This window comes from Enterococcus infantis, from assembly GCF_049166715.1.
Lineage (GTDB): Bacteria > Bacillota > Bacilli > Lactobacillales > Enterococcaceae > Enterococcus_C > Enterococcus_C leclercqii.
Genome location: NZ_JBMHFB010000002.1, coordinates 106001 through 132419 on the forward strand (window position 1 = coordinate 106001; position 26419 = coordinate 132419).

The following is a 26419-nucleotide window of genomic DNA, read 5'->3' on the forward strand; positions in this document are numbered from 1 at the left end:
CTTTGTCTGTAGAGCTTTGTTGAGAAGCTACCAGAAATTTAGACAAAAAGAAGAACCGTCACAAAAGCAAGGATGCAACAGGCAGCTGGCTTAAGAGACGGTTCTTTTTTTGTCTTGGTAACGGCGGCGAAACAAGGAGATATCCACCACTTTATCAGTTGGCTCAACGGCAGGTTCGGTAGGGTCCGGAGTGATTGCTGGTTGCGCAGGAGCTGTTTTAGGTTGCGGAGCTGAAGGATCGGTTGACGGTTCCCCTGACTTTTCTTGGGTTTCGGCGGGCTGATTCTTCGAGCTCTTTTCTTCTTCAATCAAGGCTTTGAAGTCGAAAGGATTTTCCGCTTTTCTAAATGGCTCGGTCTTGTGAGAGAGGTGATAATAAACAATCTCTGGTGGTACACCGAAACGCAGCGGCAGGCCAGTTGTTCCGATGCCGGTATTCACTGATAATAGGGTATTTTCAGAAGGCAAGTACAGACTTTCAGTGTAAGTTTTTGCTCCAGCTGTTTTCGGATAGAAGGAGGCAAAGCGAATCTGTCCGCCGTGGCTGTGACCGGAAAGAACTAAATCATACATATCAAGATTTTGGATACGATTGATGTAATCTGGCTGATGCAGCAAAAGAATCTGCCACTCTGCCAATGTCGGTTCAAAATAAAACTGAGATTTTTCAGTTGTTGGATCGGCTATGCCTGCCACATTTAGCGAGATTTTTTCATCAGAACCAAAGACATCTTCGTTGATTAGGACGGTGAAGCCGGCCTTCTGGAGAATCTCTTTGACGAAATAAGAACCGTCACTTTTATAATCATGATTGCCCAAGACGGCAATTTTACCCATCGGTGCTTGCAGTCTTTTTAATTTGTCCACCAAGGCGGGTGTTTGCTTGACCGGCCACTTTTTGTAGTCATCAATCAGATCGCCGGTAAAGACGATCAAATCTGGTCGAGTTTCCCGTAGTGAATTGATCACTTTGTTGAGACGACGGGGTTTGAACCAGCGGGAAAAATGCAAATCGCTGATATGAGCGACTGCAATGTCCCCTTCATTTTGAAACATATCATAAGCATCGGAAATATCCAATACGCGGGACTTGTCTTTACGGATGAGAAAATGCTTTTCCGACAGCCTTCGTGGTTCAATGAACATGGCATAAAAGCCGATTGCAAAAAGCATCACAATGATTGCGACTAGAATTTTGGCAGCCAAAAAAAACGTCCCCTCCTTTAAATCAACTATTGAATAGCATATAAGATACGCCTGGAAAATGCAATGTAACTGTGAAGAAATAATGATTAAATTTGCAGTGGTATTATTGCGAATATATTTCAAAGTTTGCGGTAAATATTACCAACAAAACGATTTTTTCTGGAAACCGAACACACGTTCTTTCTTTTGAACTGATTATAGCGGATAAATTCAAAAAAGGCGAGCTCTTTTTTTTAAAAGAACGCGCCTCGATAGTTGCCTTGATTTTCTTTATTATCATAGAGTTGGCTAGTTTCTCAAAAGTGTGAAGAAAAGAACAGGGGCTCAGGGGACAGGGCTGTTCAAAAATATCAGTAAAAAGTTATTTTTTTGTTTTGAAAAAAACACGGGGCGTATTTTTTCTGTAGCTGGTAGTAAAGGTGTTTTTTGAATAGCGATCCACGGCTGTACGGCGGGCTGATGTAAAATCGGGTGCGATTTTGCTTTTAACGCGGCGAGGCAAAAACAGTAGCAGAAAGTCAAAAGGTGCTTGGAAAAGCGCCCAAGCCAGGCTGCGACTGTCCAAGCCACGGTGATACAAGGCTGTCAAACTCAAGTGACCCCAAAGTAGTGCCAAGCCCACCGTAACGGCTATTGTCAGGTGGTCCGAGCCTAAAACTCCAAACGCTTCCAGCGCAGATACTCCTAACGGCCAACTGTAGAATAGGCCTGCAAATAAATAGAAACGCCAGCTTTTTTGCAGCTGCCATAAGGAAAGTAAAAAGAATACGGCAGTCAGCACTAGTCCTAAGGGTGGAAAAAAGCCGATTACGGCGGCGTAGCATGCAGCCGCCAGTAGCATACCAGGGCCGCGAAATAGCGCAGTCAATGCAACTATCAGAACTAGACCTAACAGTTGCCAACGAAAATCAGCTGCTGTCAAGGCAGCTAATGTACCTAACATCAGCCAATGACTGATTCCCTGTTCTTGACGATCAGGATGGGCTGCCTTTTTTTGACGCAGCCAAGCGGCAACCGTAGGATAACGTTGTTCGAATCGATCCATCAACAATAACCTCCTTTAATGAATCATGTCATGATTTCCGCTACCTATTATAGAAGAAACAGGATTGGAAAAAATCCGGCTGCCGACGGATTTTACAGATTGAGGGTTCTGGTCTCTGCCAGCTAGCTGAAGAAAGGGGCAAAAACAAGAGCTCGTCAGCTTCAGAAAATGGGCAGGAGGTGGCTCCGACAGCAATAACTGTCGTTTTCCGGCATTCGTGGGAAGGCGGGGTTTTGTGGGGATTTTTCCAAGAGGGGCGCTGTCCGTTTTTCTTTCCAGTCATTTGTGCTAAAGTAGGAAGGAAAAGAGCGGCAGTGCCGTCAAAGAACAGGAGCATGACCTATGATTTTTGATTCACATACGCATTTGAATGCTGAACAGTTTCGTGGCGAAGAAGCAGCGGTTGTTACCCGCGCCCAGGAGTTGGGGGTAAGTAAGATGGCAGTCGTGGGTTTTGACGGTCCCACCATCGAAAAATCGTTGGAACTCAATCAGCAATTTCCTGGAGTCTACAGCATTATCGGCTGGCATCCGACTGAAGCCGGTAGTTATACCGCAACGGTAGAAAAACAGTTGGAAAAACAGTTGGAGCTTCCAAAAGTAGTTGCTTACGGAGAGATTGGCCTTGATTATCATTGGATGGAAGATCCTAAAGAGGTGCAAGAACGGGTTTTTCGCCGACAGATTGCAGTTGCTAAAGAACACGGCTTACCTATCAGCATTCACATGAGAGAGGCAACAGAAGATACCTATCGCATCTTGAAGGACGAAGATGTGCGGGATATCGGCGGCATTATGCACAGCTACAGTGGCGATCTGGAATGGGCGCAGCGCTTTTTAGACTTGGGTATGCATATTTCCTTTTCCGGAGTGGTGACTTTTAAGAAAGCACTTGATGTACAAGAAGCGGCTGCGGGAGTGCCTTTGGAGCGGCTGCTGGTAGAGACGGATGCACCGTATTTGGCACCAATGCCCTATCGAGGAAAGCGCAATGAGCCGGGGTATACGTTTTACGTTGCCGAGAAAATCGCACAGCTGCGGGGAATGGCAACCGAAGAAGTCGCCAAAATCACTTGGGAGAATGCTCACCGACTGTTCAAAATTCCCATGACTGATAAATAAGAAGGGAGAATGTGTAGATGACAGAAACCAATCAGCGGCAAATGCGACAGAACAAACAACGACAGCAAAGTCTGGCAGGCGAACTGAGCCAACCAGTAGAACGCCTAAAAATCGAAGAAATCATCGTGGTTGAAGGCAAAGATGATACTCGACGATTGCAAGAAGTGGTGACTGCCGATACGATTGAAACGATTGGATCAGCAATCAATGAGGAAATCTTGGCTCAAATCGAGCATGCGCAAGAAACCAGAGGGGTGATCGTCTTCACTGATCCTGATTTTTCCGGTGAGAAGATTCGCAAGACAATCATGGAGGCGGTACCGGATGCCAAGCATGCTTTTTTGTCTCGAGGGCAAGCAGCACCTAGCAACAATCGCGGCAGTCTCGGTGTCGAACACGCTTCAGATCATGCCATTGTAGAAGCTCTGCGAAAAGTTGTGACTCCATTGACAGCGGAAGAGGTAGCTGCAGAACCGAGAATACCTAGACAAGTCTTGATGGAATATGGTTTAATAGCCGGAGCTGGAGCAAAGACCCGTCGTGAAAAGCTGGGAGACCAATTGCGAATCGGCTACACGAACTCCAAACAATTAGAAAAACGGCTCGCTATGTTTCGAATAACAGAAGAAGAACTGGCTGCAGCAATGACAACCGTTGAAGCACAACTGGTCGACGAAAATTGATTAGAGCTACCGCTAGTCGTATAAGTATAAGAAAACGAGGACGAATATGAAAGATAACCGTGATATCGCCACCCCTTCCAAAACCAGAGAAATTCTGAAAAGGCATGGCTTCACTTTTAAAAAGAGTTTAGGACAAAATTTTTTAACAGAGCCAAATATTTTGCGTAAAATCGTGGAAACCGGCGACATTGACGAAAACACCAATGTCATCGAAGTTGGTCCGGGGATTGGTGCTTTGACGGAGCATCTCGCCCGTAGCGCGCATCAGGTACTGGCCTTTGAGATTGATGATCGTTTGATTCCCGTCTTGCAGGATACGCTGCGGGAGTACCCCAATGTGACAGTGCGCCATCAAGATGTACTGGCGGCGGATCTGCCCCAAGTAGCCAAAGAAGTCTTTACAAAAGAATTGCCGATTAAAGTGGTAGCCAACTTGCCTTATTACATCACTACGCCAATCATGATGCATTTTTTGGAATCAGATTTGGCGGTGGCGGAAATGGTCGTTATGATGCAAAAAGAAGTAGCAGATCGGATTTCGGCTGCTCCTGGAACTAAGGCTTACGGCTCTTTGACCATTGCTGTCCAGTATTATATGGAAGCTAAATTGGCTTTCATCGTGCCAAAGACCGTCTTCGTACCACAGCCCAATGTGGATTCTGCTATCTTGAAATTGACCAGACGCCCACAACCGGCGGTAACAGTCACTAGTGAAAAAGAGTTCTTCAAATTGACCAAAGCCGCCTTCCAACTGCGACGCAAGACACTGTGGAACAACCTGTTGCACAGCTATGGCAAAGACGATGCTGCGAAAGTGTGGTTGACCGCCAGCTTGGAGCAAGCTGAGATCGATCCCAAACGCCGGGGGGAAACCTTGTCGCTAGAAGAATTTGCACGCCTCAGCAATGCTATGGAAGCACTGAAAACTGGCAATTGATCGTTAGCCACAGTATCAGGTAGCGACAAATCAACGGAAAATTGCGCTAGATTACTGATAGTCAACTGCATTTGTGATCCTCTGAAAAATTAAAAGAAGTCTCAAACTACTGATGTTTTGATAGTTTGAGGCTTTTTTGTGCGTTCTAGGATGATTTTTTCGGAAATCTGTTGAGAGGAGAGAGGGGCGTTTGCGTCAGAATCGAACCCCAGGACCAACAGCAGCCTACTGTATTGAATATCCACATTAGCGGAAATATAGTCGGCATGTGAAAATTTACATAAAAATTGCATCCATTTCACAATCTGTCTTGACAGGTTGGCGGTGTCCGTTTAAAATAAAGCCAATCCAAACTGTCATGACAGTGATTAGCAGGAAAGATGACGTGTTATGAAATAGTATTTGGTCGTTGGTTGAAGAAAAAGATTTCGTTGTAAATAAATGGAGGAATGTCAAAATGAAAAAAATGTCAGTGCGTGAAATTACTATTGGGGCGCTGTTGATCGCCTTAGCAATCTTGATTCCTAACGTGATGCCCAAAGTTGTTATCGGACCGGCTTCCTTTACGCTGGGTAGCCATGTGCCATTATTTATTGCAATGTTCTTCTCGCCACTTTTGGCGGTGATGGTGGCTATTGGCACCACCATCGGCTTCTTTATGAGTAGCTTGCCTATCATCATCACGTTGCGGGCAGCAAGCCATCTGGTATTTGCTGTTTTGGGGGCGTGGTATTTGCAGAAACATCCGGAAACGGTGCTAACAAAGGGCAAATTTCAATTGGTTAATCCTCGCTTTCAACTGTATAATTTGGTGATTGGCTTGATCCATAGTGCAGTGGAAGTATTGGTAGTTCTAGCTTTCAATTTAGTGGATAGCGGCAGCATCGGCAGCTATCAAGGCGGCGCTTTTTACTTCTTCTTTGTGCTGATGGGCATAGGCGGCCTGATCCATTCTTTGGTGGATTACAACATCGCTTATTTTGTGACAGCGGCGGTTAGCAAGCAATTCACAATTCCAGTCTTTACCGCAGCCAAGGCGTTGTTCCGTCAAAAATCAGCTGCCTAAGAAAATACTGACAGCAAAAGATTAATCCAATCCAAGCTTTCCTTGCCAAAATATTGGCTAGTTCAGATCTTAAAAAAATACCGATCCAAGCAGACAGTGAGGTTGCTTGAATCGGTATTTTTTGTACAGGGAGATAACTTCTTACTAAAAATGAAAGAGGGCAGCTGCGTTGGTGAAACGACAATATTCACCTTGGATGGTGCTGCTGAGTCGTCATAGACTTGGAAAAATACTATTTTAATCTCAATTTCCGAAAGTTACAGGAAAAAGTAGGAAATGAATGGCTCAAAGAATTGTCCTTGTTTGTGAAGCGTGTTATATTTGCCTTGGACAGGCATCATCGGCCTGAACAAATTCCAGAGTAGGAAATGAAGCGTTAAGTGCTTAGAGGATGGGATGTTGCCTCTTTGACGAAGAAGGAGAAGTCTGGCCGGCTTGTCTTTCGCGGTTTTGTTTCCGCATTCGCTGCAGAGAACTGCGGCAGCTCTTACCAAAGGAGATGCTGACGATGAAACAAAAAATGGATGCCCACAAGATTGCGCTGATGGGACTTTTGATTGCGATGGTGATCGTGTTGACACGAATCTTTGTGTTCGATACGACCTTTTTGCGAATCAGTTTTCAATTTGTCCCAGAGATGCTGATGGGGATGCTCTTTGGACCATTTTGGTCTGGTGTGGGGGCGGGCTTGGCGGATGTCATAGGCATGGGCTTTTTTGCCAAAGCGCCGTATTTTCCCGGTTTTACACTGAATGCTGTGATTGGAGGCCTGCTGTATGGTTGGTTCTTCTATCGCAAGGAAGTCACCGTAAAGAGTGCTTTTTTGGTGACACTGATCAATACTCTATTGATCACTTTGATTTTGACGCCGTTGTGGTTGCACATGATGTATCAAGTACCGTTGAATTGGGCATTTTGGAGTGTCCGTCTGGCGAAAGCTGCAGTGATGCTGCCGGTCCAAACAACGATGCTGTATTATGTCGGCCGCGCGATCCCTTACAAACGTTTGGCCAAACGTTTCGCATAAAGGGCGCAAATTTCGGCGTTACCATCCCAAACGCTGACAGCCGTGATCCGTATTTCGGATTGCGGTTTTCTATTTGAACCGAAAACTGCTGAGATGCTTCGGACGCAAGGTTTAACAGACAGCTAGCTTCAAAGGAATAGCAAAAGTTTGTTGTATAATTAGACTGTAAGCGAACAGAAAAAGGAGGCGTTCAAGATGCAGGAGTTTTCAGGGATATTCCGTAAAATGAGACTTGTCAGTGTTGTTTTGGCAGGAGGATTAGTATTGCTTTATGGGGTGATTTATTTGCGATTGCCTACCAGGGTGCCCGTACATATGACAGGATTAGGCAAAATCGACGGCTATGGTCCCAAGCAAATAATTTTTTTGTTGCCGGTGACTAATTTGATATTCGCCTTGTCGTGGCCAGTGCAGCTACAGAAGCTTCAAGCCTATTCTTTTCCTGGTTTGCGACGAGTTTTGATTTGGCTTTCGGGGTTGTTGTTTTTAGTTTTATGTTTGGGGACAGTCTATTTTTCAGTTATTTATCTTTTGCTTGCCAGCAGATGACCGAGTAGTTTTGACGGATGAAAAATCACAGTACCCCACAGTCTTTGGGAGTATGCTATCATAAAAGTAGTTGAAATTTTGGAGGATGAAAATGAGAGCATTTAAATCAATTCTGCTGGTGTTAGGGCTGGCTGCTTTAATCGTAGTTCCGATTGCTGCCGGTATTTACTTTTTTACCGGGATCGGGAAAAACAGCGAAAGTGGCGCATCGGATAGCACCGCTGCTGTTAACGCATCCTCAGATCAGGGGAAAAGTGAGCAATCGGCAAGTGGAACAGCTGACAATAAAAGCTCAGCTGCCTCAGAGTCAGACACAGAAGCTGACGATCCGGTGAATCGACTGCTGTCTGAGATGACTGTAGCAGAAAAAGTTGGTCAACTGTTTTTAGCGCGGGTGCCGGAAAGTGGCCAGATTGAAGCGTTGCAGACGTATCACTTGGGAGGCTACCTGTTGTTTGGTCGCGATGTGGAAGGCATTACGGCTGCCGAATTAACGGCGAAGATTCAGGAGTATCGAACAGCCTCCAAGTACCCGTTATTAATCGGAGCTGATGAAGAAGGGGGCACGGTTAGCCGTGTCAGCCGCAATTCTCAGTTGGTGTATCCGCCTTATTCTTCGCCTCAGACGTTGTATGACGAGGGCGGCTGGCAGGCAATCACCGACGATACATTGACCAAAGCCCGTCAATTGAAGGCCTTTGGTATCGACACCGGGTTGTTTCCAGTGGCAGATGTGGCGACTGATCCCAATGCGTTCATCTATGATCGCACCATCGGACAGGATGCTAAAGGAACTGCAACTTATGTAACCACGGTGGTACAAGCGCTGCAAGAAGCCCATTCCGGCTCTACTATGAAGCATTTTCCCGGCTATGGCAATAACGCTGACAGCCATACGTCGATTGTCACTGATGAGCGGCCACTTTCGGAGTTAAAGGCCAATGATTTCGTACCTTTTGTTGCTGGTATTAAAGCTGGAGCAGACAGTGTGCTTGTGTCCCATAATATTGTCAACGCCATTGATGCCACTAAGCCGGCTTCCATCTCTGCAGCTGTCCACAAAGTATTACGCCAGGAACTGGGATTTGAGGGAGTAATCATGACTGATGACATGGATATGGCAGGGCTGGCAGATTTTATTTCTCAAGAAGAAGCGGGTTTGGCTGCGTTGCAAGCGGGAAATGATTTGATCTTGTCCTCGACCTATGCAATCCAGATTCCCCGAATTATCACCGCTGTGGAAAATGGTGAGTACAGTGAAAAACAATTGGATGCCTCTGTACGCCGCATTCTTACGTGGAAAAAACAGTTGGGGCTTTTGGAGAGTATCTAAACGAAGCTCATTTTTTTGATTAGCTGTCTTCTAAACAGCAGAGTTGTGGCAACATGAAAACTGCCTGTTTACCCTGTATTGATGTCCACGAGTCTGCAAAATCTGAGCTTTGCTGACACTATCCTGCCTAACCGTTCTCCTGGTGAGAGCGGTTTTTTGTTTGCTGGCCTTGTGTTATGATGAGTTGACGATTGCAGGGCGGCAACACTCTTTGCTGCTACCTGCTGAAAGGACGAAGACCATGAAAATTTGTCAAAATTGCGGGGCGCAAATCCCCGCCAAAGCTCAATTTTGCCCCGTCTGTGGAGCAGCACAAAAACCCGAAAAAGAAGTAGCTGAAATTACCCCGGAGGCTACGCCAGCGCTAGAAAAAGCAGCGATTGAGGTTAGGCCCACTGACGACGAAACATCGTCAGAAATCAGCACTGCTACCTCAGAGACACCTAATGATTCCTCAAAGGCAGCAAAAATGGCGGGGGTTTCTGAAAGTGGGGAGCTGATTGATGCCACCGATTCCTCAGAATTACCAGTAGAAACTAAATTGACCGAGGAAAAAAGAGCGCCTGCCACTGATTCAACTCCACCAGTGCAAGCTGCATCGACGGTCACTTTTGCAGGCGACTCATCAGTAACGACAACCACGGCTGAGTTGGCAGAGATACCAAGTGACGAAAAACTATCAGAATCGGCTGCTACTGTCGAGCTGAAAGAAGGAGAACCCACGTCAGAAATTTCTACAAATTCCACAAAAGACACTGAACAGACGGCAACCACGGAATCCACTGAACCGAGGAATCAGGGGCAATCCGATACAGCTGCTGAACTAGACGGCCAACCCACTACCGAAGCGGTTGCCAACGCTAAGGAGGTGTCATCAGAAGAAGTCGCTACTCCTATATGGGGTTCCTTTGAGTATTTGAAAGGCTATCTGCGCTATTTAAAAGAGCATGTCAAAGAGCCGCGACTCAATCAGAAGTCGCAACAGCCGGGTTTTGCGGCGGCCAGTTTGGTGATCGTAATTTTGACCAATACGCTGGTTCTCAGCGGTTCTGCGACGGCAGCGCTACAGCAGATATTGGCACAATTGGATCTTTTCGGGCTTCACTATGTGTATGAAGGACCAGGCCTGGTGTTCTTTTTTGAAATTCTGTTGGCGCTGATTGCCGGTTTTGCCATCACATTTGGCGCGTACTATGTGGCAGCAACGCGAATCTATCAACGACCTCTGACTTGGTGGCAAGCTGTCGAAGAGCTCATGGCACCGGCTTCTTTAGCGGTCTGCACCAGTTTAGTTTCGGTCTTGTTGGCACCGGTTTTTGTACGCGTGCCGGCGGTGGGACTGATGGCGGTGATTATCAATCTGTTTTTAATGCTGGTTTCTTTTGTGGGCAATCTCTGGCACATGCCAAACCTCAGTGGCCGCGCCAACCGCTATTACACTGCGGGTGTGACGATGTTGGTCGTCTTGCTTTTACTGATTCTGGTGGGGCGGATTTTTGTAGCTGGCGTGTTGCCGGATTTGCCGATTCGCCAGCAACTACCTACCGGCTATGAAGATTTCTTCAATCAAAACAATGCACCATTTTATTGAAAAAGACCGCAGGAAAAATAATCTGTGCTGGGATACAAATCAAATTTCCATGATAAATGATGAGTACTTAAATCGAAAACGGCCGCTAAAAAACAGCCGCGACGATTGTTGACTCTGGGGCCACAAAAGAAAAAGACCTGATTTTCCTTGAGAGAATCAAAGTTAGTCAGGACTGTAATTTTTATAAAAAAACAGACAAGTAACCGCCACTAATCGTTAATGGAAGCTGCTTGTCTGTTTGTTTTATCCGCCATTTTCTGAAGGAATTTTTCATCTGTTGGTTTACTGTTCAAATTGGGCTCGATACAAACGGGTATAGTAGCCGTCTTTTGCCAATAATTCTTCATGGGTTCCTTGTTCTACGATAGCGCCGGCATCCATCACAAGAATGTGATCGGCTGCTTGGATTGTTGCCAACCGATGAGCGATGACAAAGCTAGTCCGACCTTTCATCATTTCCAGAAAGGCCGCTTGGATATTGCGCTCGGTGAGGGTATCCACGGAGCTGGTGGCTTCGTCTAAAATCAGCATAGCTGTCTTAGCAATCATCGTACGGGCAATCGTCAGCAACTGTCGCTGCCCATCAGAAATTTTGATGCCCTGCTCACCGATAACTGTGTTCAGTCTGTCCGGCAGGCGCATGACGTATTCATACATATAAGTCTTTTTCAAGGCAGTCCAGACTTCATCATCGGTAGCCGCCGGATTGCCGTAAGTGAGATTGTCCCGCAGTGTACTTTCAAAAAGCCAAGTGTCTTGAAGGACCATGCCAAAACTTTGGCGTAGGCTATCGCGAGTAATTTGCTGGATGTCGTGGCCGTCAACGGTAATCCGACCGCGGTCAGCATCGTAAAAACGCATCAGCAGATTTACCAGTGTCGATTTACCGGCACCAGTTTTGCCCACGATTGCTACGGTTTCGCCAGGTGCTGCTCGGAAGCTGAAATCAGTAATCAAAGGCTGTGCGGAATCATAAGCGAAGTCCACCTGTTCAAAAGCCACTGCCCCTTTGACTTGTTTCAAGACCACAGCATCTGGGCTATCCGGAGTTTCCGATGGTTGATCCAAAATTTCAAAGGCCCGTTTCATCCCAGCAATGGCGGTCTGGATTTGCGTAGTAATTCCAGACAGCTCAATGAAAGGCTTAGTAAACTGGCTGGCATAAATGGTGAAACTGGAAATCATTCCCACCGTCACCAGTGTACTGCCGCCAAGTAACAGCAAAGCACCGACAAATCCGACTGCTACATAGGCCAAATGGTCCACAAAACGCGACATGGGATTGGTAAGGGAAGAGGAGAATTGCGCTTTTTGTCCCCGCTGGTAAAGCTCTTGATTCAGAGCTTCAAAGGCCGCCTGATTGGCTGCTTCGTGACCAAAGGCTTTAACAATCTTTTGGTTTCCTACCATTTCGGTGACAAAGCCGGAAATCTGTCCGACGATTTCTTGTTGGGCGACGAAATCCGCCTGGGAGTTGCGGGCAACCCACCAACTCACTAAAAAGATTATCGGAGTTGCCAACAAAACGACCAGTGTCAGTACCGGACTCATCTTCAGCATGACAATCAATGCGATTATCACCACAGCCAATCCAGAGAAGACTTGATTAAAGACGGCTGACACCGCGACGGAGATGTTGTCCATGTCGTTGGTAAAACGGCTGACGATATTGCCGTGAGATGTCTGGTCGTAATAACGCAAAGGCAGTGTGTTCAAATGACGAAAAGCTTCCTGACGCAGGTCAGCCGCCGCCAGATAGGCCACCTTGTTTCCCAGCCGTTGAATGAATAGCTGACTGATTACCGTGAGCAACACGACACTGGCGAACTGTATCAGAACCTGATACAAAACGGCAAAATCGACCTGGCCGGCTCCTACCAGCTGATCAATTCCATGACCAATCTGCCATGTCATGAAGACAGAAGTCCCACCGGCCACCACGCCTAAAATCATAGCCAAGACAAAGTACACGGGGTAGGAAAGGAGATAAGGCATAAAACGCCGCAATGAGGGCCAATCCATTGATCTCGTTTTCATGAAAGACCACCTTCTTCCTGCGATGCCACAATCGCTTGATATTCGCGGCTGGTTGCCAACAGCGAATCATGAGTTCCGCTACCGACTAGCTGGCCTTCTTCCAACACGAGAATCTGTTGTGCTTCTTGAATGGAGCGCACCCGTTGAGAAATAATCAAAACCGTGCCTTGCAACTGTTGCCGCAGCGCTTGTCGTAGTTGCAGGTCCGTCTGGTAATCCAAAGCGCTTAGAGAATCATCTAAAATCAATAGTGATGGTTGGGCAATCACTGCACGGGCGATAGTCAAGCGCTGCTTTTGACCGCCGGAGAAATTTTTACCGCCTTCAAAAATAGGGGTATCGAGACCTTGGGGCAGTTGTTGGACGAAATCTGCAACTTGGGCTAAAGTCAGTGCTTGCCAACATTCTTCATCTGTAGCATCTGCTTTGCCCCAACGGAGATTGTCTCGAATTGTGCCGGTGAATAAAACCGCTGTCTGAGGCACTAGTGCGACTTGCTGCCGCAGTTGCTCAAGGGGCCAGTCCCGCACATCCACGCCGTCCATTTGCACACTGCCACCAGCGACGTCGTAGAAGCGGGGAATTAATTGGGTCAAGGCTGATTTGCCGCTGCCGGTGGGACCAATAATTCCCACAGTCGTGCCAGGTGTTATGGTGAAGTTTAAATCTTTTAGCACCAGCCCATAGTTATCCGCAAAGCGAAAATCTACATGAGAAAAGCGAATGTCAGCCCCGGCAGGATTCGTTTGTGGTAATGGGTGTTTAGTAGATGACGTGGAAGCACTTGTAAGCGGGGAGTCCGCAATCGCTGGGACTACATCTAAGACTTCGTTGATCCGTTGTGCGGAGGCTGCCGCCCGGGTGAAGATGATTACCAGATTGGAAACCACGATTAAGGCCAAGAGCATTTGGTTCATATAGTTGACCAATGCTAGAATTTGTCCCTGTTCCAGGCGGCCGGATTGGACTTTGAAGCCTCCCAGATAAAACAATACCAAAATCCCCAGATTCATAATCAAGGTAGTGGCCGGCGTCAGCAGTGCTGAAATGTTGGAGACCCGAATGTAAATCCTTGATAATTCATCGGTACTTTCGTCAAACTGGCCCACTTCCCGTTGGCGGCGGGCAAAGGCTCGAATCACTCGAACACCACTGAGATTTTGAGTCACCAGTTCATTTAAGCGATCGAGAGTTTGCTGCACTTTTTTATACAATGGTACTGTAGAGCGAATGATGAAAAATAATACGAGGCAGAAAACCGGTAACGTGATCAAAAAGACCACGCCTGCTTGCCAGTCGATCACAAAGGCCATGATGACTGCCCCGACACTGAGAAAGGGAGCTCGTACCACTAGCCGAATCAGCATCGCCAAAGCCAGCTGCAGTTGATTGATGTCGTTAGTGGTGCGGGTAATCAGCGTATCGGTACCAAATGTATTCAGTTCCCGGTGAGACAACTGGTTGATTTTTGCCATCAACTGGTTGCGGAGTTCGGTGCCGAAGCCTTGCGAAGCCACTGAAGCAAAATACTGACAGATGACAGCGCATATTAGCCCAACCACCGACAAAGCAAGCATGGCAGCCATCATACGCCAAACCTCGCCGGCGTCATTGGCCCGGATGCCCTGGTCTACTAATCGTGCCATCAAAAGCGGTAAAAATAACTCAAAGACCGCCTCGAGAAATTTAAAAAAAGGCCCTAAGATGATCTGCTTACGATAATCTTTGGCATAGTTCAACAATCGGATCATGTCGCCACTCCCTCATTTTGCGACTGATAGAAAACACCAGCCGTTTGTTATGATCTTCTTCATTCTAGCGGAAAAACGGGATAGAAAAAAGAGTGGCGTCCTTGAATTTTGCCAAGTTTGCTCAAAGAACGGCGCTTACAATCGCAAAAAAAGTGTCAGAAACCAGTGTCGTGGAAAAGTTGCATTCAAGAGGAGCACTGATTTTGAGAAAAAGCCTGTCTCAGTGTCTCTTGTCGGAAAAGTACGTTATACTGAAAGCAGTGCCGCTGTTTCTAATGGCAGAAGACTACTATATAATTATGATAATTATGCGAAACCGTCAGTTCTCACAACATAGCGCTTAGCTGGCTCATACTAGCAGGTTGTGAAAACTGACAGACAAGCGGGAGGGATTTTATGGAAGAATTTATTCGCGTCGTGCTCTTATTTTTTATCTATTCATTTATTGGCTGGTTGTGGGAGACGGTTTTTTGCTCCATCAAAGCCAAGCACTTCGTTTATCGAGGTTTTTTGGTGGGACCAATCACCCCTATCTACGGTTTCGGAATTTTAGCGGTGCTGTATTTTTTACGGCCATTTCATGACAATCTGGTGGTCTTGTATTTTGGTGCGGCTCTCTTGGTCACAGTTTTGGAATATATCACCAGCTTTGCATTGGAAAAACTGTTTCATGCATCCTGGTGGGACTACAAAGGCGTGCCACTGAATATCAATGGTCGCGTTGCCATTCCGGTATCGCTGTTTTGGGGATTGGGCTGTGTGTTGATCGTCAAAGTAGTGAATCCCTGGGTCTTGGGCATCGAAAGCTGGCTCTCGGCAAGCTTTGGTTTTTGGCTGCCGGTCCTGTTAATGTGCATCACTTCAATGGATCTAGGCTACACATTGGCCAATATGACTGCCTTCCAAGCAGCTGTCAAACGCTTGAATGGCACTGTCGAAAAACGCCGAGAGGATCTGAAGGAATCTCTAGAAAACTCAAAAGAAGAGGTGGCACGCCGCTTGGAATGGGTCAATTATTTCCGAGAGCATCCCGAAGAGCAAGAAAGCCTGCCACGACTGAATTTTAACCAGCGGCGACTTTTAAAAAACTTTCCCAGGTTGAAATTAGAGGATGTTAAGAGTGTGGACGACTTGCGGGGACTGGTAGAAGATCTTAAAAAGAAAAAACGGTAATGTTACGATTCTGTTACAACTTAAAAAAGTGGGGGAATGGGCGACCAATCCCCCACTTTTTTTGTTTTTTCTCAAAGCAATCCCCCCTTTTTTTCCACTGAGCACAGGACTTGTAACAAATTGTTAAGAAAATGAAACAATTTCGGCTTTTTCTATTTGTATAATGAGTCACGTTGGAGAAATCTCCGAATGGCAACAGATTAGGATGAAGCTGTTGCTGAAAAGGGATTTTGAAGTTATTTGAAGGGGTGTTGGATTTTTGAAGCAGAAATTGACTGTGGCAATTGTTGGACTCTTGTGTCTGAACCTTGTCGCGCCGGTTGCAGCCAGCGCAGATACGATGGATGAGCTGAACCGAAAAGAAAACGCCGTACTAAAGCAAAGTAATCAAATCTCTGGTGAAGTCCAGACCGCATTGACTGCGGCCAACGAGACCTACGCCAAAGTGACTGCCGCTCGTAAAGCTGTCGCTGAAAACCAGCAGGCCATCAAAAAGGCCCAAGCAGAGATTGTCACCACCGAAAAGACGATTGAAAAGCGTAAAGCCGCAGTTGGCCAACGTTTGAAATCAATCCAAGTCAACGGCGGCATGGAATATAGCTGGACGGCGCTGTTAGACGCCGAAAGCATCACTGATTTTATCAACCGTGCTGTAGCTATCAACCAGCTGCAAAGCTCGGAAAAAGAAAAAATCGACAGCCTTCACGCAGAAAAAGACAAGCTCGTTGCTCTGCAAACAGAGGTTGAAGAAAAGCAAGCGACCCTTAAGGAAAAAGAAGCTGATTTGGAAGATGAAGCCGCTGAATTGGAAGACCGCATCAGCGATCTGCAACAACAGTTGGCAAAAAATCAAGACACCTTGACGAACATTGCTGCTTCTAAAGAAGTGGAACAAGCTCGTCTAGCCGCTGAAAAAGAAGCTGCCGCAAAAGCCGCTGCCAAAAAGAAAGCTGCTGAAAAAGCCGCCGCCGAGCAAGCTGCCGCGAAAAAAGCTGAAGAAGAGGCTGCCAAGGAATCACAAGCCGCAACTGAAACACCAGCTTCAAGCACTGGCAATAGCAGCACCGGCAACACATCCGAAAGCACTGAGGATGCGCAAACACCGGAGAGTTCTGAAGAACCGCCAGCAACTGAAACACCGGATCCTGGCAACAGTGGTTCCGAAACTGGTGGCAACAATGGGAGCGGCTCTGAATCCAGTGATAATTACACCGTCATGACATTTGAGACCACCGCTTATTCATGGAAGGAAGCCGGTGCCTCACCATACACCGCTTCTGGTACTGATCTGCGCACCAATCCGCAGGCCGTTGCTGTGGATCCTAGCGTCATTCCATTGGGCACTGTTGTGGAAGTTGAAGGCTACGGAATCGCCGTGGCACTGGATACCGGCGGCGCCATCAAGGGTCACATCATGGACGTCCACATTACGGACCTGGATGCCATGCACGCTTGGGGTAGACGCAGTGTACAGGTGAAAGTGTTTAAATAAGAAAAAAACATTGGGCATCTACAAGCCGCTAATTTGATTACTCAACCAAAGCTCAGGCAGAAGTAAATCTTGTCTGAGCTTTTGCTGAGTCCACATTTTTAGTAGAAGTTATCATTTGATAAATCGGCTCTTTGTCAAATGGCGTTGTTTTGATCAAAACACACTTTAGGAAGTGCTTCGGCATTTTCTTTTTTTGCGTTATTAAATGATTTCACAGATGTTCTGCTGGATCAGGACACGTATCCCAAGATGACGAAAATCTTAATACTCAAATGCTGTTCGTTTCCGAAATTTGGTAATTGAAGGAATCGTATCAAAGCTAAATCATATGTGGCTAGGCGTACTGTCTTAATCATGATAGAATGAATCTGACCTATATGAATAAGTACATTTGTCCAAAAGTCTGATAATCAAGTTAAGTACAATTAAAAAAATCGTTGTTGTTTACAATTAGTCGTGATATCATTTGGCTGTTTAACAATTATTTTTGGAGTCTGAAAATTAATGGAATTGAGGGAAATGTATGTCAAAGGGTAAGAAAATCATTTTAGGAATTGTAAGCGTAATTTTACTGCTAACAGTAGTTATTGTTGGTGTTGGCGTGAAAGTTTATTTTGATGTAAGCCGATCAGCACAACGGACATATGAATCTGTTGAACGTAATCAAGGAAAAACGCCAGGCTCAGCTCAGCGTAAAACTCAGTTGGACTTAAAAAAACAAGAGCCGTTCTCAATCTTGCTCTTAGGAATCGATACTGGTGATTTAGGCCGAACTGATAGAGGCCGGTCTGACACGATGATGGTTGTAACCGTTAATCCTGGCCAAAAAAAGACGACTATAGTCTCTATTGCGCGAGATACATATGTTCCGATTGTCGGCTACGGAAAGAACGATAAAATAAATCACGCGTATGCTTTCGGAGGAGCGGCAATGTCTATGGATACAGTCCAGAGCTATTTGGATATTCCTATTGATCATTATGCCGCAGTTAATATGGCAGGGTTAAAACAATTAGTAGATGCAGTTGGGGGTATCACTATTGGGAATAATATGGAATTTACGCAAGACGATTTTACATTTAGACACGGGTTGATTTCATTGACGGGTGAGTCTGCACTTGCCTACTCTCGAATGCGACATGAAGATCCAAGAGGGGATTACGGACGACAAGAGCGCCAAAGAAATATTGTTATCGGTGTTGTGAAAAAGCTTTTGACAATGGATGGTATTACAAAATACCAAGAGGTTTTAAAGGCAGTCGAAGCTAATCTTAAAACGGATCTTTCTTTTGAGGATATGAAAGAAATTGCTCTGAACTATCGGGACTCTTTTGGAACTACAATGACTGATCAGCTTAGTGGAGAGGGATTTATGCAAGATAATATTAGCTATCAAAGAGTTTCCGAAGAAGAGTTGAAACGGGTTCAAAATGAACTAGACGATCAGTTGGGTTCTAAGTGAGTTAGCTATGAAAAAAGAAATTTACATGGGATTGTTAAAACTTTTACCTGATATCAAAGAACAATATTCTCCAAGTAAAAACGTTAGGTCTGACCTTTATAAAACGCCAAGAGTGGCTTATATTTTGAGTTTTTCTGAAAATGATGGTGGATTAATTGTTGAGTTGGCTAAACGTTATGGGGAAGACTTTTTGTTGTGTTATACGCCGCAAATGGCGAATGAGATAGAAAGAATAAAAAATCTTGTTGGAAAAAATTTGCGTTTGGCAGAATATTCTCACAAAACTTTATTTTTGGGAATGACATTTCGGTTATTAAAAAATACACCAGTAATTATTACAGATAACTATTTTCCTGAATTAGCTGCACTTCCGAAGAAAATTTTAACACCTGAAAAAATTAGTGAACATAATAGAGATTCCTCGGCGTTTAGCGAAAATAGTAGATTTATGAAACTACTCAAATCTAAGAAAAAAAAATCCCGTTCCATTATTCAAATTTGGCATGCGACTGGGGCAATCAAATGTTTTGGTTGGATGGATCCCAAAACAATCCAACGAAGTAGTGCAGATCAGAATCGGTTCCAACAAGTATACGACACGTTTACTGACATTGTAGTTGGATCGGAAGCAATGGCTGAAGTATTCAAAAAAAGTTGGCTCGTGCCGGACAAAGTTATACGTCGTATTGGGGTGCCACGCACAGATCAACTCGGAATGAAGTTTCTAGAAAACAAACGTTATAATTGTGGTCAGCAAACTTCAAATAATGTACAGAAGCGGATATTGTATGCACCCACATATCGTGATAATATTAGTGAATCAGAGCAGATATTTGAAAAAGTTTTTTCTGCTTTTTCAAAGCAAAAGGCAGATTTACATCTATTGGTAAAATTGCATCCCTATACGCGGATGCAATTAGAAAAGGTGAAAGATAATTTTATTGTCAGTTTTGATAATGCTCTGTTAACAGAGGAACCCTTGAATGATCTGCTTGAAAGTTGTGATGTGTTTATTACCGACTATTCGTCTAGTGTCTTTGACTTCATGTTAAAAAGGCCGAATAGCCCATACCTATTTTTTTGTCCGGACTTGGAAAACTATTCTCATGAGACGGGGATTCAAGAAGAATTTTTACAGGATGTAGATGGTCGGATAGCCAAAAATGAAGATCAGTTAATCACGTTATTAAAAAATATCGAATCGTCTACATTTGAAGAGACGATTAAGGACTCCAGCAGTGAGATTAGAAATCATTGGCATAGCTATAATGACGGTCATGCTGTTCAACGATTGCTGGATCTGGTTTCAGCCCGCTTGCTTTGAGCAACGAGGCTGGATACATAACTCTAATGTGTTGTTGGTATGAGGTTGGTTTTGTGGTATTTTTGGAGGGAATAATACAAATGGAGACAGAGTATATTAGTGGGCTACCAGTGGATAATTTGTCGAGAGAGACTATTTTAAATGATCTGCCTATTTTTCTAGCTTCTAACAAGAAAATGATTATAACAAGTGTGAACCCTCAAATTACACTTCAGGCAGAACGATATCCAAAAGTCAAATCGTATATTGAACGGGCAAGTCACCGAATCCCTGATGGGGTAGGCGTTGTCAAAATGTCGAAATATCTTGGTGGAAATATTAAGCAACGTGTTACTGGGATAGATGTTATGGACGACTGCTTGCGATTCGCGGATGATAAGGGGTATCGAATCTTTTTATATGGTGCGAAAGAGGATGTTGTAGAGAAGGCAGTTTCCAATATTACTTCTAACTATCCAAATTTGATAGTAGCAGGGGCAATTCATGGCTATACTAGTCATTCACAAAAACAAATAATCAAGCAAATTAACGATGTCCATCCAACATTCCTTTTTGTGGCGCTGGGTTCTCCAAAACAAGAACTTTTTTTGGAAGAATCAATAGATCAACTAAATGCTAGTGTATATCTGGATGTAGGTGGAACTTTCGACGTATTAGCAGGCGTAGTAAAACGAGCTCCAGAAATTTTTATTAAAATGAATTTGGAATGGTTGTATCGTTCACTTAAATATCATCGTCCTGAAAGATTACGTCAAATTCCACAGTATGTGGTTAAAAGTTGGCAATTGCGTAAACATACTTTTGAAATGAGAAATAAAGAAGAATCTTTAAAAATTGATCGCAATATCAAAGTAAAGGAGTCTCTCGCGAATAAAGGGCATGAAAACCATTGATAAATCACTGCTTATGATAGAGGGGTGACTGAATTAGCAAGTTTGGTTTTGTCGAAGATGAGGCCAATGCCACCCTAGTCTATCTGCCACGAACGCCAGAAATTTCTACTTCGCAGATTAAAAAGGATCTGGAAGCACAAAAGAAGTCACAAGAACACGGCGAGTGATAAATCACATCAACTTCGATGAGTATACCAATAGTGTCCTGTCTATCTAAATGGCAGGCACTTTTTTTAGAATACATCAGGTAATTAGAGTATGTTACTCTGATTAATCAAAAATATGGGGGAGTTTATAATGAAAAAAAGTACGTAAAGCGGTCATACCAGCTGCAGGTTTAGGCACTCGATTTTTACCAGCTACTAAGGCGATTGCTAAAGAAATGCTGCCGATTGTGGATAAGCCAACAATCCAGTTTATTGTAGAAGAAGCCTTGTCTTCGGGTATTGAAGATATTTTGATTGTGACAGGAAAAGGCAAACGGCCAATTGAAGATCACTTTGATTCTAACTTAGAACTTGAACAAAATTTATCTTCAAAAGGCAAAAAGGAATTACTAGCATTAGTGGAAGAAACCACTGGGATTAACTTACATTTCATTCGTCAAAAGCACCCGCTTGGACTGGGACATGCAGTCTTATGTGCCAAAGCTTTTGTGGGAGACGAACCGTTTGTTGTGATGTTGGGTGATGATATCATGGAGGATTGTATTCCGCTGACAAAGCAATTGATTGATGACTACGAAGAAACCAATGCTTCCACGTTGGCGGTCATGAAAGTTCCTCATAAAGATACCTCTAAATACGGAATTATCAATCCAATCTCTGAAGTGAAAAAGGGTCTTTATGATGTGAAGAACTTTGTTGAGAAACCTAACCCAGATGATGCTCCAAGTGATTTGGCAATCATTGGACGTTACTTGCTACGTCCAGAGATCTTCGAAATCTTGGAAACACAAAAACCGGGTGCCGGTGGCGAGATTCAATTAACGGATGCGATTGATACTTTGAATAACTATCAGCGTGTCTTTGCTCATGAATATACCGGAAAACGGTACGATGTCGGTGATAAACTAGGGATGGTTGAGGCTAATATCGAATATGGTTTAAAACATCCGGAGATCAAGGTAGCGTTGAAAGATTATTTGAAGCAGTTAGTAGGAACGTTTTAGACAATTTTTCATATATGTCATTGGTGCTAATAGAGTCCATTTAGTTGAAAATTGTATCTATCACAACCTAATCGACTGAAACTGTAAATGACTCATTATCCGATAACTGGCTGCCAAATAGCTCAGATTCTCTTTTCGAAGAATCGGGCTATTTGGCATTTTTTTGTAGTCCCTTTATCCAAGTGGTCAAATTGAATATTTTAGAATTTTTCGGATAGCAAAAACTTTTCAAAGTTAAACTGTTAAATGTGATAGATTATCGGAGTGGTCCTGTGAGGAGATAATGAATAATTACAAACATAGTGTAAAAGTAATTAATAGTTGGATTTTTTGCTGCAATCTGCAGGTTTACCTTATTCGAATTTTTAAGATTGGTATTCTTGGAAGATTTCTAATCCAAAGTACCGGACAATCAAGAAAGGCCTATTTTGGGTGAAAGTATCGGTATGCTTTTGTGAAAAGATATTGACCAGAAAATACTAACATGTACTTGAAAACTTCCGTATGGTATTATAACTGTTGATTGATAGTTTTCAGCGATAATAAATAAGGGGCCTACACGTCTATTGCGTGCGTTGGAAAGAGTCTCTTACATTTAAGGAGTTCTAACAATGAAACAAAAAAAACAATGGAATAATACACGACGGATAGTCATTATTTTACTGGATGTTTTGGTCTTCCAATTTTCGATTTACTTGAGCTTTTTGATCAAGTTTAGTGGGGATATCCCAGAACGAAACTTTTACACATTTGAACAGTCATCAATTTATATCTCAATTGCGTTTGTACTATTAAACTTCTTGTTGGGATCATATGTTTTTTATAATCGGCTCAAGGGTGATATTTTATTCAACACAGTGATTAGCCAGATTTTGATCAGCCTAGCGATTATGATTATTACTTTTTTCGGACGCTGGTTTGCGTTCCCAAGATCTGTGCTAGCCCTCTCATTTTTGATTAGCGTTGTCTTTTTGAGCTTGTTTCGAATCATAGTTTACCAATTGTATCTGAAATTTAGTGCCACAAAAAAAGTGGCAGTTGTTGGCGGCGAAGAGAAAGTTGCTTCTGCTATCCGAAACTTTGATAGTGATAAGAATAATAGGCATAAAGTTGTTTGTGGTATTGTTGGTGATTTCACACGAAATGTTTCAAAGATAGTGGATGATGTGGATATCGTCTATCTTGCCGATGAATTGCCGGAAAATGAAAAAATAGCCATTTACGAGTTAGTAACCCGCAAAGAGAAAAAGCTTTTTCTGCCTACGACCTTTGAGAATTTGGTCATGATTCGACCAAATATGATGAACTTTGAAGATGAAAGTATCATCGAGGCTTCTGAATTCAGAATCAATGAAGAAGAAGACTTTTTAAAGCGAATTTTTGATATTGTGATCTCTTTAATCTTGTTGGTTATTGCTTCTCCTTTTATGTTGGTCACGGCGGCCTTGATTAAGGTGACTTCTCCAGGTCCTATCATTTACAAACAGACACGAATTACTCTTAATCAAAGAGAATTTTCTATTCTAAAATTTCGCTCTATGTCGGCAACTGCAGAAGCCAAATCGGGGCCCGTATTAGCTAGTTCAAATGATGCCCGGGTAACCACAGTTGGAAAATATATACGTGCTCTGAGGATTGATGAATTGCCACAGCTAATCAATGTTTTACGAGGAGATATGTCAATTGTCGGTCCACGACCAGAGCGGCCATTTTTTGTGGATCAGTTTAAAGCAGAAAATGCTCACTACTATTTGCGTCATAATGTACGAGCCGGGATTACTGGATATGCGCAAGTTTACGGGAAATACGCGTCTGATTACAACAGTAAATTGAACTTTGATCTTTTGTATATCAAAAATTATTCATTGCTTTTGGATATGAAGATTCTATTGCAAACAATCAAAATCTTATTTGATAAAGTATCATCAAAAGGGGTAGACGAAACAGAAGATGTTGATTCTGATATTTCAGAAATCGGGGATATTGAAATTTATCGATAAGTAGAGGTGAAAAAAGTGAATATTCGGTATTCAATTATTGTCCCTGTGTTTAATGCGGAGGACACAATAGACGAATCATTGGAAAGAATAGCTAAGCTACAATCCGATTCTTATGAGTGCATTGTAGTTAATGATGGATCAACAGATCGAACTGCAGCTGTTGTTCAAAGTTTTGTCGCAACACACCCACATTTTTCTCTTATTTCGGTTGAAAATGGTGGTCCAGGCATTGCAAGAAATCATGGAATCACGCGGGCAAAAGGTGACTATCTCCTTTTTTTTGATGCGGACGATTTTCCATCTGATAAAATTCTTTCAATGTACGATCGCATTATTGCTGACGAACCTACTCTTGATTTAATAATCAGCTCATTTGAATTTATTGAGATTGAAGATGGAAAAATAATAAACTGTAGGCCTTATACGGTTGAGAACAGCATCTATGATTCAAACGAAACTTTCGTTGATGATTTGTATGACCTGATGAATCGACAACTGATGTATGTTGTTTGGAACAAATGCTACCGTACTAAAATTATTCGTGAAAATGAAATAAGATTCAGGCCTTATCGTAGTTGTGAAGATCGGATATTTAATCTGGATTATGCGCAATTTTGTAACAAGGTCGTTTTGAATTCACAAGTAGCTTATCACTATAATTTTGATTCTAAATCAGGCTTAACAAATAGATATTCACCGGAAAAATTTTTTACTTTTACTGAATTTTATAAACGAGCTGAACAAGTTAGTGATGGCAAAAACAAAGATGGACTAGCTTCACTATTTTTAAAGGGTGTCATATCGACATGCTTTTCAATAATGGAGACAACTGAATTATCTTTTGGCGAGAAAAATAGACAAATTAGAGAAATTCAAAAGAGTGATGAAGTCACTGCAGCAAAGAAAGTTGCTCGAAAAGACAGCATATCTAAACGATTAACCAAGTTATTCTTTTATCTTCCGACAGTCTGTTTTCTTTTCGTTATATGGTGGGGTAGTGTGATTGAAGTTAAGACACCGAAACTAATGGGATTTTTTAAGAGAGTATATTAATTTCTTTAAAGTAAAGTGGGGAATGGGTAGTGTTCAGTAAAGATCAAAAGCTGAAAAAGGTGCAGGAGCGAACGCTTGCAATGGCAGAAGAGATTGTTGCTTTTTGTAAAAAACACGATCTTTTGTGCTATTTTTGCGGAGGAGGTGCTATCGGCGCAATCCGTGAAAAAGGATTTATTCCATGGGATGATGATTTGGATTTTTTCATGCCACGCGAAGATTATGAACGGTTTGCCAAACTGTGGCCTCAAAAAGCAAATATAAGTCGGTATCCAATGCAAAAACCTTCGCGAGAGTATAATGATCACAATTCGTTTATTACCATCAGAGACGCCGAGACAACGTTCGTCAAAGTGTATCAACGAGACCTGGATATTACACACGGTATTGCCATTGATATTTTTCCACTGGATACGGCGCCTGATCAGGCTTGGAAGCGAAAAGTTCAGAAGTTTTGGGCTATGGTCTATGCAGTCTACTGTACACAAGTTATACCGGAAAATCATGGGAAGTTTATTGGAATGACGGGCAAAATTTTACTTGGAATCGTCCCAACGGCAGGTTTGAAGTATAAAGTGTGGCGGTTTGCTGAAAAGAGAATGACCCGATACAACGGTCGGCCCTCAACACACGTTACTGAACTTTGCGTAGGACCAAAATATATGGGGAATTTATATCCACGAAAGGATTTCAAGACGGCAGTTTTTGTGCCTTTTGAATCTACTCAAATGCCTTTACCAGTTGGGTATGATGACTATCTTAAGCGAGCGTTTGGAGATTATATGACGCCACCACCTCGCAATCAGCAGAAAACAATCCATGATGCAGTTGTGATAGACCCGGATAATTCTTATTTGAGCTATAAAGGTAAGTCTTATTTAGAAACACAGAAGATCAAATGAAACTTTTTAGACTAATAATATGATGATAGTAGATATTGGTTATAATTCTGCAATCTGATTGAAAAACATTGACTATTATGGGAAGCTTCTCTGACCATGAAAGTTGGTGTTTTTTATATACTTGAAAATACGCATTACATACGTCCATCAATTGAATGTAAGCAGAAAGTAACCGCATATATTTGCTAATGAATAATATTCAAGATGTTGTTTCGGTGGACATCAAACCGAGGCAATAAAAAAATATGAGCCAGAACTTACTTACTCATCTAACAAAAACGAAAGTAGGCTTGTACCTAAAACGTGGTAATCTAGATTAGGCATTCTGTAATGCTGTGACAAATACATTTTATACACTCTATTGAAAATGCTAAATGACCATGAGCATTGATTGCACCAGAATAAAACAGATTTGTATTGTTATGGAAAAACTGATACGTGCCGGAGTATTGATGGTTTCGCTGGAATCATCATAGATCAATGTGATTCAGATGCAGGCTCTTATTTTGTGAGGGCATTCTATATTGGTATATTAGGAGCTTAGCGGCTTTCTGTTGCTTCCCAATCACGATAAAAGCACTTAATCGCTTTGGAAATTTGAT

At 43.3% G+C, this 26419-nt stretch carries 20 protein-coding genes, 1 pseudogene and 1 riboswitch; of the genes and pseudogenes, 17 read left to right on the forward strand and 4 right to left on the reverse strand.

Annotated features, from left to right (window positions below; translation table 11 throughout):
- Positions 1-90: 90 nt before the first annotated feature.
- A complete protein-coding gene (locus ACOMA8_RS03080) occupies positions 91-1206 on the reverse strand; it encodes a metallophosphoesterase (RefSeq protein WP_421368414.1) in 1116 nt (371 codons plus the stop codon).
- A 361-nt stretch (positions 1207-1567) separates the two neighbouring features.
- On the reverse strand, positions 1568-2251 hold the full coding sequence (locus ACOMA8_RS03085; RefSeq protein WP_421368416.1) for a hypothetical protein: 684 nt from the start codon (positions 2249-2251) through the stop codon (positions 1568-1570).
- A gap of 342 nt (positions 2252-2593) precedes the next feature.
- Here ACOMA8_RS03085 and ACOMA8_RS03090 point away from each other — a divergent pair, with 342 nt between their 5' ends.
- The 8 genes from ACOMA8_RS03090 to ACOMA8_RS03125 all read left to right on the forward strand — a co-directional run bounded on the left by ACOMA8_RS03090 (position 2594) and on the right by ACOMA8_RS03125 (position 10559).
- A complete protein-coding gene (locus ACOMA8_RS03090) occupies positions 2594-3373 on the forward strand; it encodes a TatD family hydrolase (protein WP_421368418.1) in 780 nt (259 codons plus the stop codon).
- Between the two features lie 41 nt (positions 3374-3414).
- Positions 3415-4056 (forward strand): ribonuclease M5, encoded by a 642-nt coding sequence (gene rnmV / locus ACOMA8_RS03095; protein ID WP_421368741.1) that lies wholly within the window; start codon positions 3415-3417, stop codon positions 4054-4056.
- Between the two features lie 46 nt (positions 4057-4102).
- Entirely contained in the window at positions 4103-4993 is an 891-nt protein-coding gene (gene rsmA / locus ACOMA8_RS03100) for a 16S rRNA (adenine(1518)-N(6)/adenine(1519)-N(6))-dimethyltransferase RsmA (RefSeq protein ID WP_421368421.1), read from the forward strand.
- 457 nt (positions 4994-5450) lie between these two features.
- Positions 5451-6059: a hypothetical protein gene (locus ACOMA8_RS03105; protein WP_421368423.1), complete on the forward strand. Its 609-nt coding sequence runs from the start codon at positions 5451-5453 to the stop codon at positions 6057-6059.
- 355 nt (positions 6060-6414) lie between these two features.
- A riboswitch (THF riboswitch) is annotated at positions 6415-6529 on the forward strand.
- A gap of 29 nt (positions 6530-6558) precedes the next feature.
- A complete protein-coding gene (locus ACOMA8_RS03110) occupies positions 6559-7086 on the forward strand; it encodes a folate family ECF transporter S component (protein WP_202622164.1) in 528 nt (175 codons plus the stop codon).
- 195 nt (positions 7087-7281) lie between these two features.
- Positions 7282-7635 carry a DUF1648 domain-containing protein gene (locus ACOMA8_RS03115; RefSeq protein ID WP_421368426.1) on the forward strand — a complete coding sequence of 118 codons (354 nt, stop codon included), beginning with the start codon at positions 7282-7284 and terminating at the stop codon, positions 7633-7635.
- A 91-nt stretch (positions 7636-7726) separates the two neighbouring features.
- Positions 7727-8968, forward strand: coding sequence for a glycoside hydrolase family 3 protein (locus tag ACOMA8_RS03120; protein ID WP_421368428.1), 1242 nt, complete (start codon positions 7727-7729; stop codon positions 8966-8968).
- Positions 8969-9209: 241 nt separating this feature from the next.
- Positions 9210-10559, forward strand: coding sequence for a zinc-ribbon domain-containing protein (locus ACOMA8_RS03125; RefSeq protein ID WP_421368430.1), 1350 nt, complete (start codon positions 9210-9212; stop codon positions 10557-10559).
- A gap of 282 nt (positions 10560-10841) precedes the next feature.
- Here the strand turns inward: ACOMA8_RS03125 and ACOMA8_RS03130 are convergent, their stop codons facing one another.
- Together ACOMA8_RS03130 and ACOMA8_RS03135 are read right to left on the reverse strand one after the other, a co-directional pair.
- The gene (locus ACOMA8_RS03130; RefSeq protein WP_421368432.1) at positions 10842-12596 is read right to left on the reverse strand and encodes an ABC transporter ATP-binding protein; all 1755 of its coding nucleotides are present in this window, start codon (positions 12594-12596) and stop codon (positions 10842-10844) included.
- The gene (locus ACOMA8_RS03135) at positions 12593-14347 is read right to left on the reverse strand and encodes an ABC transporter ATP-binding protein (protein WP_421368434.1); all 1755 of its coding nucleotides are present in this window, start codon (positions 14345-14347) and stop codon (positions 12593-12595) included. The genes ACOMA8_RS03130 and ACOMA8_RS03135 overlap by 4 nt, the downstream gene beginning before the upstream one ends.
- Positions 14348-14743: 396 nt before the next feature.
- Between ACOMA8_RS03135 and ACOMA8_RS03140 the strand changes: the two genes are divergently transcribed.
- From ACOMA8_RS03140 to ACOMA8_RS03180, 9 genes and pseudogenes are all read left to right on the forward strand, one after another.
- Positions 14744-15520, forward strand: coding sequence for a putative ABC transporter permease (locus ACOMA8_RS03140; RefSeq protein WP_421368437.1), 777 nt, complete (start codon positions 14744-14746; stop codon positions 15518-15520).
- 259 nt (positions 15521-15779) lie between these two features.
- Positions 15780-17012: a 3D domain-containing protein gene (locus ACOMA8_RS03145; protein ID WP_421368439.1), complete on the forward strand. Its 1233-nt coding sequence runs from the start codon at positions 15780-15782 to the stop codon at positions 17010-17012.
- Positions 17013-17535: 523 nt separating this feature from the next.
- On the forward strand, positions 17536-18474 hold the full coding sequence (locus tag ACOMA8_RS03150) for an LCP family glycopolymer transferase (protein ID WP_421368442.1): 939 nt from the start codon (positions 17536-17538) through the stop codon (positions 18472-18474).
- A 7-nt stretch (positions 18475-18481) separates the two neighbouring features.
- A complete protein-coding gene (locus tag ACOMA8_RS03155) occupies positions 18482-19798 on the forward strand; it encodes a CDP-glycerol glycerophosphotransferase family protein (RefSeq protein WP_421368444.1) in 1317 nt (438 codons plus the stop codon).
- Positions 19799-19878: 80 nt separating this feature from the next.
- Positions 19879-20691: a WecB/TagA/CpsF family glycosyltransferase gene (locus ACOMA8_RS03160; RefSeq protein WP_421368447.1), complete on the forward strand. Its 813-nt coding sequence runs from the start codon at positions 19879-19881 to the stop codon at positions 20689-20691.
- Between the two features lie 304 nt (positions 20692-20995).
- Positions 20996-21862: pseudogene (galU, locus tag ACOMA8_RS03165) on the forward strand (UTP--glucose-1-phosphate uridylyltransferase GalU); the annotation flags it as partial.
- A 611-nt stretch (positions 21863-22473) separates the two neighbouring features.
- Positions 22474-23862: a sugar transferase gene (locus ACOMA8_RS03170; RefSeq protein ID WP_421368449.1), complete on the forward strand. Its 1389-nt coding sequence runs from the start codon at positions 22474-22476 to the stop codon at positions 23860-23862.
- 15 nt (positions 23863-23877) lie between these two features.
- A complete protein-coding gene (locus ACOMA8_RS03175; protein WP_421368452.1) occupies positions 23878-24915 on the forward strand; it encodes a glycosyltransferase family 2 protein in 1038 nt (345 codons plus the stop codon).
- A gap of 80 nt (positions 24916-24995) precedes the next feature.
- A complete protein-coding gene (locus tag ACOMA8_RS03180) occupies positions 24996-25817 on the forward strand; it encodes a LicD family protein (protein ID WP_421368454.1) in 822 nt (273 codons plus the stop codon).
- Positions 25818-26419 lie beyond the last annotated feature (602 nt).